The sequence below is a fragment of the uncultured Roseibium sp. genome, from assembly GCF_947494555.1.
Lineage (GTDB): Bacteria > Pseudomonadota > Alphaproteobacteria > Rhizobiales > Stappiaceae > Roseibium.
Genome location: NZ_CANLVF010000002.1, coordinates 1,116,654 through 1,130,121, shown reverse-complemented (window position 1 = coordinate 1,130,121; position 13,468 = coordinate 1,116,654). Strand labels below are relative to the sequence as shown.

The 13,468-nt window shown below is 56.4% G+C and carries 9 protein-coding genes; 6 read left to right on the top strand and 3 right to left on the bottom strand.

Annotated elements, in window-relative coordinates:
- Positions 1–2: 2 nt before the first annotated feature.
- Positions 3–1,241, top strand: a complete 1,239-nt coding sequence (locus Q0915_RS13675; RefSeq protein WP_299472080.1) for a bifunctional alpha/beta hydrolase/OsmC family protein — start codon at positions 3–5, stop codon at positions 1,239–1,241.
- Between the two features lie 24 nt (positions 1,242–1,265).
- Here the strand turns inward: Q0915_RS13675 and Q0915_RS13670 are convergent, their stop codons facing one another.
- From Q0915_RS13670 to Q0915_RS13660, 3 genes are all read right to left on the bottom strand, one after another.
- On the bottom strand, positions 1,266–2,360 hold the full coding sequence (locus Q0915_RS13670) for a DUF2336 domain-containing protein (protein WP_299472079.1): 1,095 nt from the start codon (positions 2,358–2,360) through the stop codon (positions 1,266–1,268).
- Positions 2,361–2,625: 265 nt separating this feature from the next.
- Complete coding sequence (locus tag Q0915_RS13665; RefSeq protein WP_299472078.1) at positions 2,626–4,191, bottom strand: alpha/beta hydrolase; 1,566 nt, start codon at positions 4,189–4,191, stop codon at positions 2,626–2,628.
- Positions 4,192–4,636: 445 nt separating this feature from the next.
- Positions 4,637–5,635, bottom strand: coding sequence for a DUF2336 domain-containing protein (locus Q0915_RS13660; protein WP_299472077.1), 999 nt, complete (start codon positions 5,633–5,635; stop codon positions 4,637–4,639).
- A gap of 128 nt (positions 5,636–5,763) precedes the next feature.
- Between Q0915_RS13660 and Q0915_RS13655 the strand changes: the two genes are divergently transcribed.
- From Q0915_RS13655 to Q0915_RS13635, 5 genes are all read left to right on the top strand, one after another.
- Entirely contained in the window at positions 5,764–6,411 is a 648-nt protein-coding gene (locus Q0915_RS13655) for a glutathione S-transferase (RefSeq protein WP_299472076.1), read from the top strand.
- A gap of 256 nt (positions 6,412–6,667) precedes the next feature.
- Complete coding sequence (locus Q0915_RS13650) at positions 6,668–8,203, top strand: Do family serine endopeptidase (protein WP_299472075.1); 1,536 nt, start codon at positions 6,668–6,670, stop codon at positions 8,201–8,203.
- Positions 8,204–8,393: 190 nt separating this feature from the next.
- The gene (locus tag Q0915_RS13645) at positions 8,394–9,080 is read left to right on the top strand and encodes a response regulator transcription factor (protein ID WP_299472074.1); all 687 of its coding nucleotides are present in this window, start codon (positions 8,394–8,396) and stop codon (positions 9,078–9,080) included.
- Entirely contained in the window at positions 9,064–10,524 is a 1,461-nt protein-coding gene (locus Q0915_RS13640; RefSeq protein WP_299472073.1) for a HAMP domain-containing sensor histidine kinase, read from the top strand. Before Q0915_RS13645 ends, Q0915_RS13640 begins: the two co-directional genes overlap by 17 nt.
- Positions 10,475–13,468: a bifunctional [glutamine synthetase] adenylyltransferase/[glutamine synthetase]-adenylyl-L-tyrosine phosphorylase gene (locus tag Q0915_RS13635; protein WP_299472072.1), complete on the top strand. Its 2,994-nt coding sequence runs from the start codon at positions 10,475–10,477 to the stop codon at positions 13,466–13,468. The genes Q0915_RS13640 and Q0915_RS13635 overlap by 50 nt, the downstream gene beginning before the upstream one ends.

Genomic DNA, 13,468 nt, shown 5'->3' with positions numbered 1-13,468 from the left:
CCATGGCAAATCGACCTTTGAAACTGGAATTTGACGGGGCTCACGGCGCCAAACTGGCTGCACGCCTTGATCTGCCGGCCGGCAAGATCCGCGCTTTTGCGCTCTTTGCGCATTGTTTTACCTGTTCCAAGGACATTCCGGCAGCCCGGCACATCGCCGGTGCGCTCAGTGCCGAGGGCATTGCCGTTCTGCGCTTTGATTTTACCGGCCTGGGCGGCAGCGGTGGTGACTTTTCCTCTACGGGGTTTTCCTCCAATGTGGAAGATCTCAAGCTTGCGGCAGATTTTCTCAGAAGGAATTATGAAGCGCCACAGCTTCTGATCGGACATTCACTCGGTGGCGCGGCCATTTTATCGGTTGCCGCAGACATTCCGGAGGCGCGTGCTGTCGTGACGATAGGTGCGCCGTCCGACGCAGACCACGTTGTCCATAATTTTGGAGGGTCAGTTGACGAGATCCGCGAGAAAGGCGCCGGTGATGTCGACCTTGCCGGGCGAACATTCACGATCCGCAAGGAATTTCTGGATGACCTTGAAGCCCAGACCGTGCGCAGTAAGGCCGCAAATCTGGGCAAGGCCCTGCTGGTGATGCATGCACCGCTTGATGACACGGTCGGCATCGATAATGCGACCAACATCTTTGTTGCAGCGAAACATCCCAAAAGCTTCGTTTCGCTCGACAAGGCCGATCACCTGCTCACACGCAGCGAAGACGCGATTTATGCGTCCAGGGTGATTGCAGGCTGGGTGAGCGGCTATCTGGATACGGAAGCAAAGGCCGCATCCCAGGTGGTCAAGGAAGGCGTAGAAGTGATGGAAACCGGGCAGGGGAAGTTCCAGTCAATGGTCGCCGTCGGGCACCACCGGATGATTGCGGACGAACCGGTTGACTTTGGCGGATTTGACAGCGGACCGTCGCCTTATGAATTCCTTTCCACAGCTTTGGGCGCATGTACGGTCATGACCTTACGCATGTACGCGGACCGGAAGGGGCTCAACGTCGACCGGATCGGCACGCGAGTCCTGCATGACAAGGTCCACGCGTCGGACTGCCAAGAATGTACGGATGATCAGAAGGAGCGTGGTGGCAAAATCGACAGGTTCGAAAGGCTCATCACGCTGGAAGGAAATCTGGACAGTGCGACGCGCCAGAGAATGCTCGAAATTGCGGACAAGTGTCCGGTGCATCGCACCCTTGAAGCAGGTGCTGCTGTTGTGACGCGGGAAATCGGAGCTGAATAGCGGGTTGAAAGCGCAGGCAGCCGGTCAGGCGGCCTGCTCTTCGAGCGTGCTCAAACGGATCTTCATGAACGAGAGCAGTCTGCGCGCGTCCTTTTCCGTGAGTTCCTGATAGTCGTTAATCCAGTTCTGGACAGTCGTCTGCGGCTGTTTGTTGTTGGTCGCCCGTGCGCGACAAAGGGCCGTATAACCGTTTTTGTCGACGCCCATGGCCTTACACAGGACGGCCACACCCGTCGCGTCGTAACGCACCATGACATTCGTCACGTATTTCTGGTCCAGCCCTGCCATTTGCGCGAGCAGGAAGCAGATATCGAACAGGTTGTTGGACAGGGAAAGCTGGGTCATCGCCTGGTTGATCGAGCCGCGTCCCTCGCGAATGTCCTTCAGGGCAACCTTGACGTTGATCCTGCTGTTCTTGCGCTCAAGTTTCGTGCTTGCAACAACCTTGCTGGCCTCGTGGAAGAGGGACAGAACCAACTGCTCGTTCTCTTCACGCATTTTCCGGATCTTTGCCTGCTGAACTTCAGGCATCTGCGAGATCAGTTTCTCGTAGTCGTCTTCCGAAACGTCTGAACGCTCGATCATTGCATCACGGATCTTGTCGTCCCGCTCAGCCAGTTTCACCAGCAGACGTCCGCCCCAATCGGAAAGCTCGGCTCCGGAGTTTGCGGCAACGGACCGTTTGACCGGGCTTTCGCCGCGTTCAAGCAGAACGTCGGTGACCTTGGCTTCGAGATGATCGCGCTGCGAAATCGCAAGCAGGTGGCCTTGGCCCATCGTTTTGGCAAGGCGCAGGATATCATCTGATTTCAGAGCGTTGGAGGATGTCAGCATCGGCCGCGCGACGTCGATCTCGTCGCTGGCCAGCTCATAAGCGATCTTTTGAGACGTTGAGTCGATTGGCGCCAATCGCTCCGAGACATCTTTCTTCTGATCATGTTCCATCGTTGGAAGCATGCGCTCAAGAACAGCGTTGAAAAGCGAAATCTCTTCCGTCTGGTAGCTTTCCGCACCGGTCACAAAAAGGTCGGTGACATGTTCAACCAGCTTGTGACGTTTTTCAGGTGAGCTGTCCTGAGCTTGGTTGAGAAGATCATTGAGCATGTCGGATCCATCCATTCATTTGGCTCTGACTATACACCGTAGACAGTTTACAAGAGGATAAAGCGCAATAGGAAAATTCACACGACGCGGTTTCATCAATATGCGCGAAGCAATCGGTAGCAACCTTTGTGATATTGCACCTTCCCACGCCAAGACTAACTTGGAAATCGGAACAAATTCTTGAAGTTATGCAAATGTCTTAAGGGAACGGTCGCGCCTATTCACTTCCTGCGTCAACCAGACTGCGTGTTTGGTTTCCAGCGCAAAGTACAGTGGATATTCAACCGGAAGCGCAGTGCAGATAGCTGGCAACTTCTCTCCACACTTCGTGTGAATGGCTGGCCGTCGCAAAGTGCCCAGCTCCTTGAATTGTCGTTAGACGGGCGTTTTGCCAAGGTTTGACGAGACTTTCGATTGTGCTGACGGGCGTGAGGGGATCATCGCTGCCGTGGACGAACAGGCAATCGGTCTCCAGAGGGGAGGCCGGAAGCAGTTCCTTCATGACGAAATCATAATCGTCCGAAATACCTGCAACGGAACTTCGATAAAGACTGGGGAACCAGGAATGGACGGCTGCGGCAGTCCCATGGCCGGCCATTGCTGACAGGTCGGCTTTTGATGCATTGAACATGCGATCCAGAATGGTTTTCGCCGTCTGCTCATCCGGATAGTGCCGGCTGAACTCCAGCGTGATCGCTCTGGAGAGCGAATTTGCCTCCCCCAGGGACTTGTATCCCCCATAAAGCATGTCGGTATAGCTGTCGCGTTCGTCGTCGGTCCCGGCAGTGTTTGCGCAAAGCAATACCAACTTGCCGACATGTCCGGGAAACCGGGCGGCATAGTGCATCGCAAGCACAGCGCCAAGCGAATGTCCAAGAAGGGTTGCGTCCTTCAGGTTGCGCCGCTCCAGGAACAGGGAAAGGTCGCTGAAACTTTCCTCGACCAGATTGTCTCCAGCCGTGAGGTCAAGCATGGGCCGGGCGTCGAGATAGCCGCGCCGCAACGGCATGAGTAACCGCAGTCCTCCCGCTTTCAGATAGGGTGAGGCGCCCGAAAGCAACATTCCGAACATCATGCCGTGCAAAACGACGACAGGTTGCCCATCTGCCGGGCCGACTTCGATGCAGCGCAAGATCTGACCGTTCGAAAGCCGTTCAACAACCAGGCGTGCGTCGTTCCCCATTTTTTCGGCGATGAACGCCTCGGCAAAGGAGGCGTGGCGCGTTTCGTCGTCTGCGATGACGCTGATGATGGAAAGTTGGCCCATAAGCAACCTGACAAGATCGAGCTGACCTGTGCACTGCATTTTTGCTGCAGCGGTCTTAATCTGTGCGCGCTTGGTCTCCACCTTCACACTGTCAAGGGAAGCCGCGTGATGCAGCGAGATCCCGGCGAGCAATTGGAAGGCCACCAGCGTTTCGGCGTCGGTCAATCGGTTTTCACTGTGGAAGGTGAGATGGATTTTCTTGAAGACCGAAAAATCAATGATGAAACCGCGCAACCTCGGCACCGGTGCAGAATGCGGTGTCGAGACACGGTCAGGCAGGAAAAGCGTGAATTGACTGCAGTCTTCATTGCAAATCACCCGACCCGGTTCTGCAAACCCGTCGGCAACATGATCCGCCATGTCTTGAAGGTCCGGGTCGTCTTCAGGTTTTGAGACCATCTGGACCTTGTAGTCCGAAAGTTCCGTAATGCCGCCGCGAACAAAGCGGCCGTTTTCGTCGAAATCGGCCCATTTCAGGCTCGATTTCGCCCGTGTTTCAACTGTCTTCAAGCGCTGAAGGGTTACATTGACCGCTTGCTCGATCCGATCCTCCGGTAAAATCGAGAAAACGCGCGCCAAGCTCTTCTTCGTTCTGGTCTGCATTTCGACGTGACAACTCACACAACAAGTCTGCAACCGAAGCTCTGAATACTAAATATGTACAAAATTTATCGAGGGCAAATTTTATGGTCATTACCCAATTGGGGAATGCGTATCCAGGAAAGATCCGGTATCGGTTTTACAGCGGACCGAAAAACAAAAGCGTAATGCGGGCGCGAGCATGTTTGGACAAAACTAGAAGTTACTTGAAGAAATTTTTGTGCTTTGGTTCGCCCGAGCCTCAAAGCGTGCAAGGTATTTTTTTATTGCACGGTCACATGTTCCACTGTGGCCGTGCTTTTTTCGGTTGTCGGCCACACCGGTCGATTTGCATTCGGTATGCCGCGGTTAAGAGCGCGATAGCCAAACCGGCCGATCGTGCTGGTGCCGGGCGGGGCGGATTATTGCTGGTCCGGTGGTGATCTCAAGCTGCCTTTGGCGCAGGCCGGCTTTCCAGTTTGACTTTCATGACGGCGATCAGCCGCCGTGCGTCGGTGTCGTCCAGCATGTGGTAGTTGGTGAGCCACTTGCTGCCGGTGCTTTCAGGGAATTTCAGGTGCTTGCAGCGCTCCTTGCAGATTGCCTGGAACTCGCGCGCGCCTATACCGCTGGCCCGGCACACGCTCGCGATCCCTGTTGCGTCGAAGCGGACCATCAGGTTGTGAACGTATTTCATCTCAAGGTCTGAAAACACCGACAGAAGACCGACGATGTCCAGAAGGTTGTGTTCAATGCAGAGCTGGTAGACGGCCTTGTTCAAATTGGTCTTGCCAAGCCGGATACCGGCGAGCCAGGCCTTCGGGCTGATTTTTGAAGGCTTTTTCTCGAGTTTCGCGCCCGACGCGATTTCTCCGTCTTCCCGGAACAGGTCCTCAATGAGCTCTTCGTTGGACTTGCGCAGGTGACGCATCCGGTCGCCGAGCTGTTTCGGCATTTCTTTGACCAGGTCCTCAAAGACCGGCATCTCGAGTTCGGCACCAAGATTTGTAGCAAGCGTCTGTTTGACTTCTTTGCCACCACGCTCGATCAGCCGCTTTGAGAGCTTCTTGCTGATGTGATCGCGCTTTGCCATGGCCAGCAAGTGGCCCTGGTCCTTGGTCTGGGCAATTTCGATCAGTGTGTCTTCCGAGATGGATCTGGAGCGCTCTAGGATCGCATGCGCAATTGACAGCTCGTCACTGGCCATAGTTGCCGCCAGTTTTGAGGACGTCACTTTCACTTCTGCCAGCTGTTCCGACATTTTCTGCCTGGCTTCCGGGGCGAGGGAGTCGTAAACCCCTTCAAGCATATTGTTCAGAAGATCGGTTTCTCGAGAGCTATCTTCTTCAGAACGCGACGTAAGTAGTCCCGTTACATGCTCTGCGAGCTGATGTTTCTTTTCTGAAGAACTGTCCTTGGCAAGTTGAAGCAGTGATTGTGACATGTCGATACCCTATGCGTTCAGTATCAGGGCATATCCTTTACATCTCGTGAAAATTAGAGCTTCAGGTATATAAAATACAACCAAAGCGTACAGTTGACCTTTGCGGAGACTTGCGTCATGGGACGGGCATGAGTGCGCGACCCATCCTGTATTCCTTCCGCCGCTGCCCCTATGCGATCAGGGCCCGTCTTGCGATTGCGGCAAGCGGACAGGTTGTGGAGCTTCGCGAAATCGTCCTTCGGGACAAGGCCCCCGACTTCCTCAAGACCTCGCCCACCGCGACAGTGCCGTGTTTGAAATTGGACAACGAGGTTCTGGACGAAAGTCTTGAAATTATGCAATGGGCGTTGGAGATCTCGGACCCGGACAGGTGGTTGCAGTCTGAACAGGGCGGGCCAGCGCAGATGTTGGCGCTGATCGGAAAGTGCGACGGCTCGTTCAAGACGCACCTTGATCGCTACAAATACAGTACACGGTACCCGGACGCTCTGCGAGAAGAGGAACGTTCGGCCGCATCTCGCTTTCTTGTCGAGTTGGACGAACGTCTTGAGCACGGTGGCTGGCTCTTTGGCACCCGGGCAACAATCGCGGATTTCGCGATCCTTCCTTTCGTCCGCCAATTTGCAAATACGGATCGTGCCTGGTTCGATGCCCAGGATTGGCAATCCCTGAAAAACTGGCTCGAGTCGTTCGAGGCGTCGAACAGGTTTCAAAGCGTGATGCCGAAGTGGGTGCCCTGGCGGGCAGGGGACCAGGCAACCTTTTTTCCACGCTGAAACTGAACCTGATGTTATGAAAAAAGCTTCTCAAATAGTTTTCTAAATTATTCAATAAAAACAAGAACGAAGCACAGTGTTCGTCACCGTCCATTGCCCGTGGCGGCATCGTCGGAAGTGAACGTTACGAAATTGTAATTCCCCCGACAGGCAACGGTAAGGCTGACTTACCTACCTTCTTCCCTGAGCCAGAAGCGCAGGTCCCTGCGTGCTTCATTCATGGCCTCCAATAGTTATGTCGACAGAGGAAGAAAATATGAAAAATCGTGGGTCAGTCTCTCCTTTGCGGTCCCGCCGCGCCAAATTGCTGGCTGGAGTTGTCGCACTTGGCGCTGCCGGTGCCCTAACCGCTCAGACCCTTGTTCCGAGCCAGCTCGCGCAAGCCGAACCGGTGCGTGTTGATGCTGCGGCGCCGACAGACTTTTCTGACGTCGTGCGTACGGTGAGCCCGGCGGTGGTCAGTGTGCGTGTGAAGCAGGACGCCGCGCCGCGTATGATGAATTTCAACGGTGGCAATGGCTTCGAAGAATTTTTCAAAGGCACGCCGGACGGTCATCCGTTCGAGCGCTTCTTCCGCGACTTTGGCGGACGTGGCGGTGAAGAGGGACAGAACCAGCGCCGTTCACCGCGCCAGTATGGCATGTCCCAGGGTTCCGGCTTCTTCATCTCCAAGGACGGATTTGTCGTTACGAACCATCACGTGATTGACCGTGGCACCGAATTCACCGTGATCGATCAAAAGGGCGATGAGTACAATGCGACCCTGATCGGCGCGGACAAGCGGACTGACCTGGCCCTTTTGAAAGTCGAAGGCGGCGAGGACTTCACCTATGTCGACTTCGCGGATGAAGCTCCGCAGGTCGGAGAATGGACCGTTGCGATCGGAAACCCGTTTGGCCTTGGCGGTTCGGTGACCGCAGGTATCGTGTCTGCCCGCGGACGCGACATCGGCGCGGGTCCTTACGACGATTTCATCCAGATTGACGCACCTGTAAACCGGGGCAACTCCGGTGGACCCGCCTTCAACATGAATGGTGAGGTGATTGGTGTGAATGCGGCGATATTCTCGCCGTCCGGTGGCAATGTCGGCATTGCTTTCGCAATCCCGGCTTCGACCGCGCAAGATGTCATCATGGAGCTAAAGGATGACGGAAAAGTCGTCCGTGGTTGGCTCGGCGTTCAGATCCAGAACGTTACCGATGATATCGCGGAAAGCCTTGGTCTCAATGAGGCCCGCGGCGCGATTGTCGCGGAAGCGCAGGAAAACAGCCCGGCTGAGAAGGCTGGCCTGCGCTCAGGCGACACCATTCTCGCTGTCAACGGCACCAACGTGGAAGGTCCGCGTGACCTCTCCAAGATCGTTGCAGCATTCGAACCTGACACCAAGGTCGATGTCACGATCTGGCGCGACGGAAAGCAGCAGGACATCTCCGTTACGCTTGGACGCCTGCAGGATCAGCAGCAGGTTTCAGAAGCGGTGGCAGAACCACAGGTCGATGACACAAAGACCAGCCTCGATGATCTCGGACTGATTGTCACCACCAAGGCTGAAGCCGGCCTTGAAGGCGACGGCATCGTTATCGCGGAAATCGATCCTGACGGGCCGGCAGCTGAAAAGCGGCTCGCGACAGGTGATGTCATCCTCGAAGTCGCCGGCATGAAGATCGAGACCGCCGACGATGTCCTCAAGGCGCTCGAAAAGGCGGAAAACGACGGCCGCAAGGCGGTTCTCTTCCGGATCGAGACCGACAACACAACCCGGTTCGTGGCTCTGCCCATGAACCTGGCCTGATCAGGACCCGGTTCGATTTTGAACCGGGACCTGACTGGCGGGACCGGCTTGCCCTCTGCCCCCAACCCCCGACGGGCCGGTCTTCGCCATGGGTTTCGCCCGTAAACCCAGCCAGACTGGCGGCGGCGCCTCACATCCATCGCCGCCGCCAGCCATTCCATTTCGGGGCAACTCAATGTAAAAGGATGGAATGTTGCGGATTCTTGTTATCGAAGACGATCCTGAAGCGGCGAGCTATCTCGTCAAGGGATTGAGTGAACTCGGTCACACGGCAGACCATGCTGCAGACGGTCAAACCGGTCTGGAGATGTCTTTGAACAGCACCTACGACATATTAATTGTCGACCGGATGCTGCCGAAAATGGACGGTCTTTCGATCATTCAGGAATTGCGGAGCGAGAAGAACCACACGCCCGTCTTGATCCTGTCCGCGCTCGGGCAGGTCGATGATCGCGTCAAGGGCCTCAAGGCCGGCGGCGACGACTATCTTCCAAAGCCATACGCCTTCACCGAATTGCAGGCACGCGTCGAAGCCCTGGCGCGGCGGCCAAAATCAGCCAGCCAGGTTGAAACAACCTACACCGTTGGTGATCTGATTCTCGACCGCATGGCGCATTCCTGTCGTCGCGGCGAAACGGAAATTCCCCTGCAGCCACGCGAGTTCCGCCTGCTTGAATACCTGATGCAGCATGCCGGTCAGGTCGTCACGCGCACAATGCTGCTGGAAAATGTCTGGGAATATCATTTCGATCCGCAGACCAACGTGATCGACGTCCACATCTCGCGTCTGCGTGGCAAGATCGACAAAGGGTTCGAAACGCCTCTCCTGCATACCATCCGGGGTGCCGGGTACACGATCCGTGACGCGGCTCACTAGATTTGTCCGTACAACAGCCTTCAAGCTGTCGCTGCTCTACATAGCTGTTTTCACAGTCATGTCGGGGGTGCTCGTCGTCTACGTATCGGAGAGCACGGACAATCTCATGTCTGAACAGGTGGTTCAGGCGGTGGATGCCGAACTCAAGGGTCTTGCTGACGTCTATGTGCGCGGTGGCATCCGCAACCTTGTCGAAGCAATTGACGATCGCACGCGTCATCCTGACGCGAGCCTCTATTTGCTGGTCGACTTTTCCGGAAATGCATTGGTCGGAAACATCGCCCGGCTGCCGACCGTCGTGTTGGAAGAAGCCGATGGTGGGCTGAGACGTGTCCGTTACACGCTTTTGGGGCAGGGAACGGAGGATGTCGAGCGTCAGGCGATGGTCCGGACGTTCGAATTGCGTGGTGGTTTCCGGTTGCTGGTAGGCCGGGATCTTGGCGACCAGCTCAGATTCTCTAATCTCCTTGCGAATGCGTTGCGCCTCTGGCTCGTCGTCGTCGTAGTCATGGCCGCGATCACGTGGCTCTTTGTCAGCCGGAGGGTCATGAAGCGTATCGATGATATTTCCGCGTCAAGCCGCATGATCATGAACGGGGATCTTTCCGAACGCCTTTCTCTCACGGGGACAAATGACGAGTTCGACCGTCTGGCCGTGAACCTGAACGATATGCTGGACCGGATCGAACTTCTTATGCAGTCGATGAAGGATGTCACCGACAATATCGCGCATGACCTGAAAACGCCGCTGACCAGGCTGCAAACACGCATTGAGACAGCCCTGCGCGACGCGCGGGGGGAGGAGGGGTATCGCGGCGCATTGGAAAGCACGCTCAGTGAAACGGATCATCTTCTCAGGATCTTCAACGCGCTGCTGAGGATCGCGCGTGTGGAATCCATGGCACCCGGTTCGGTGATGGAACCGGTGGATCTGAACAGGATCGTTGCGGAGGTCGCGGAACTCTACGAACCTTTGATAGAGGACGAGGGCGGACAGATAGAGACATCTGTGCCCGCAGATCTGAAGGCAGTCTGCAACAGGGACCTAATCAGCCAGGTGCTCGTCAATCTTGTCGAAAATACCCTGAAATATGGACGGCCGGAAGAAGGGGAAATGCGGCTGCGTCTGTCCGCTGCGGAAGAAAACGGACGTGTGGTTCTGACCGTATCTGACAATGGCCCCGGTATCCCGGAAGAGGATCACGAGCGCATTGTCGACCGTTTCGTTCGGCTCGAGGAAAGCAGATCCGAGCCGGGAACCGGATTGGGATTGAGCCTTGTCAAGGCTGTTGCCCGCTTGCATGGCGGAGACTTGCGCTTCAAAAATGAAGATCCGGGACTTTCGGTCCAGATTGATCTGGCGTCTGTGTCGCCGGAAAGCAGCAGGAGCGGGTATGGAGAAGATTATTCCGGCAAGGCAGGGGAGGCCGACGGAGACCGATGAACCGAGGAAGCGCCTCGCGGATCGAATTCGGACGATCCCGCAAGCGCCTGACCCGGAAAGGGCCGCTCTTTTTCGAAAAGATCTTCTGGACGATGAAACCGCGGGAACTGCGCTCGATGAGCTTTTTCAGACCCAGCCGGACATCAATCGGTTCGTAGAAGGGGTTCTTGGAAATTCGTCTTATCTGCGGGACCTGATCCTCGCTGATCCGCCAAGGCTGCTCAGCATCCTGAACGAGGCGCCGGAAGGTCGCATAAAACGGCTCTTGTCCTCGGCAAAGGCGGCACGTGCAGATGACGAGGACGGCATCATGCGCGTGCTGCGACGTCAAAAACACGATCTTGCGCTGACACTCGGGCTTGCGGATATCGGCGATGCGATCGATCTCGACCAGGTCACATACGCGCTGGCGGGCTTTGCAGATGCCGCGCTCACGGCAGCGATCCGCTTTTGCCTGAGCGATCTTGTGCGGCGGAACAAGTTTGAGCCGAAGGATCCCGAAAACCCGGATCTGGACAGCGGCCTGATTGTCCTGGCCATGGGAAAGCACGGAGCGAACGAACTCAATTATTCCTCAGACATCGATCTCATCGTTCTTTATGACCCCGACAAGGCCCCCATGACGGCGAACGCGGAAGCCCCGGTGGAATTCGTGCGACTGACCCGGCGTCTGGTCAAAATTCTACAGGATCGCACAGCCGACGGGTATGTTTTCAGAACGGATCTTCGCCTTCGTCCCGATCCGGGTGCGACACCCCTGGCGATGTCTGTTCCTGCGGCCCTGGTCTACTATGAATCGCTCGGCCAGAACTGGGAGCGCGCGGCCTTGATCAAGGCGCGGGCTTGTGCGGGCGACATACCCGCCGGCGAGGCGTTCCTGCATGAAATCGTTCCCTTCATCTGGCGCAAGTACCTTGATTTTGCAGCGATTGCAGATGTGCAGTCGATCAAGCGGCAGATCCACATGCACAAGGGACACGGTGCGCTCGCAGTTGCAGGACATAACGTCAAACTGGGTCGTGGCGGCATCCGGGAGGTTGAGTTCTTTGTCCAGACGCAACAGCTGATCGCGGGCGGGCGCAATCCCGCACTGCGTGGAAGGCGCACGCTCGACATGCTGAACGCGCTGAGCAACGCCGACTGGATCCGGCTGAAGACACGTGACGAAATGCGCGACGCCTACATTTTTCTCAGGAATGTCGAGCATCGCATTCAAATGCTGAACGATGAGCAGACACAGCTTCTGCCGAAAGACAATGAGGGCCTGATGCGCGTCGCAGCGCTGATGGGCTTCGACAAGCTGGAGGGATTTGAACAGGAATTCCTGGGGCATATGCAAAAGGTTCAGAAACACTATTCCGAACTGTTTGAAGATGAGCCCGGACTGTCGTCTGAACTCGGCAATCTTGTCTTCACCGGTGACGATCACGATCCGGGCACGCTGGAAACGCTTGCTAGACTTGGCTTCAAAAATCCCGGCGAGGCCGCCAGCATCGTAAAATCCTGGCATTTCGGCCGATATCCTTGCACGCGGTCGACAAAGTCGCGTGAGCGGCTTACCGAAATGCATCCCACGCTGATCGGGGCGCTTGCGGCAACCGACAATGCCGATGCCGCCCTTGTCGCTTTCGACAGCTTCCTGTCAAAACTGCCGGCCGGCGTGCAGCTTTTTTCGCTTCTGAGGTCCAACCCGCAGTTGCTGACTTTGCTGGCAACCACGATGGGTGCCGCGCCGCGCATGGCCGAAACCGTTTCCAAACGCGTACATGTTCTGGACGCGGTTCTGGATCCGGCCTTTTTCGGCGCGATGCCGAGTGTGGAAGAGTTTCGGGTCGGGCTGGACCGGACGTTGGCGCAGGCGCGGTTTTACGAAGAAGCGCTCGACCGGGCACGTATCTTTGCGCAGGAACAGCAGTTTCTGATCGGGCTGCGGCTGATATCTGACACGCTGTCGGCTGACCGGGTCGGATTCGCGTTTGCCAGGCTTGCCGAAGTTGTCGTCGGACGGCTTCTGACGCAGGTGATCAAACACGTTGGTGAAACCCATGGTTTGGTCCCCGGCGGCGATGTCGCGGTTATAGCGATGGGTAAACTGGGCGGACGCGAAATGACCGCGTCGTCCGATCTGGATCTGATACTTCTTTACGAAGCACCGGAGGACGCCAAACAGTCGGACGGCAAGAGACCGCTTGCCATCTCGCAATATTACATTCGCCTGACGCAGCGCCTGGTGACCGCATTGTCCGCGCCGACGGCGGAAGGATCGCTTTACGAAGTTGATTTCCGCCTGCGCCCCTCCGGCAACGCTGGTCCGCTTGCGACCAACCTGGGTGGATTTATCTCCTATCAGAAAAAGGATGCCTGGACCTGGGAGCACATGGCCCTGACGCGGGCAAGGGTTATCGCCTCAACGACACCGGAGTTCGCGCAGAAAATCTCTGACAACATATCGGAAACGCTTATCCAGCCGCGCGACAGTGCAAAGCTCGCCAACGATGTGCGCTCCATGCGGGCGCGGATCGAGAAGGAAAAGGGCACGAAGGACATTTGGGACATGAAGCAGGTTGCCGGGGGGCTTGTCGATATCGAGTTCATCGCCCAGTACCTGCAACTCGTAAATGCCCAGGACACTCCCAACGTCCTCGCACAGGGAACCGAAGATGCCCTGGAGCGTTTGCGCGACAATGACTGCATCGACCCCGGCGACGCAGGCGTGCTGCTGGAAGCGCTTCGCATGTATCAGCGCCTGACGCAGGTGTTGCGGCTTACGTTATCGGGAAGTTTTAAGCCTGCCGAAGCGCCCCGCGGCGTTCTTGATCTTCTCGTTCAGGCGTCCGGCAGCCCCACATTTACGCGCCTTGAGATGGAACTTGCCGACCTACAGGCAAGGGTGCGGCAGGTGTTTGTGGAGCTGATCGGCGAAGTTGAGTTGGTCGAAAGCTGA

Excerpts from the sequence above, each read along its gene's own strand:
- Q0915_RS13660 (WP_299472077.1), bottom strand. The coding sequence starts at position 5,635 with ATGTCACAATCACTGCTTCAACTTGCCAAGGACAGTTCTTCAGAAAAG.
- Q0915_RS13670 (WP_299472079.1), bottom strand. The coding sequence starts at position 2,360 with ATGGATGGATCCGACATGCTCAATGATCTTCTCAACCAAGCTCAGGAC.
- Q0915_RS13655 (WP_299472076.1), top strand. The coding sequence starts at position 5,764 with ATGAGTGCGCGACCCATCCTGTATTCCTTCCGCCGCTGCCCCTATGCG.
- Q0915_RS13650 (WP_299472075.1), top strand. The coding sequence starts at position 6,668 with ATGAAAAATCGTGGGTCAGTCTCTCCTTTGCGGTCCCGCCGCGCCAAA.
- Q0915_RS13635 (WP_299472072.1), top strand. The coding sequence starts at position 10,475 with ATGGAGAAGATTATTCCGGCAAGGCAGGGGAGGCCGACGGAGACCGAT.
- Q0915_RS13645 (WP_299472074.1), top strand. The coding sequence starts at position 8,394 with ATGTTGCGGATTCTTGTTATCGAAGACGATCCTGAAGCGGCGAGCTAT.
- Q0915_RS13675 (WP_299472080.1), top strand. The coding sequence starts at position 3 with ATGGCAAATCGACCTTTGAAACTGGAATTTGACGGGGCTCACGGCGCC.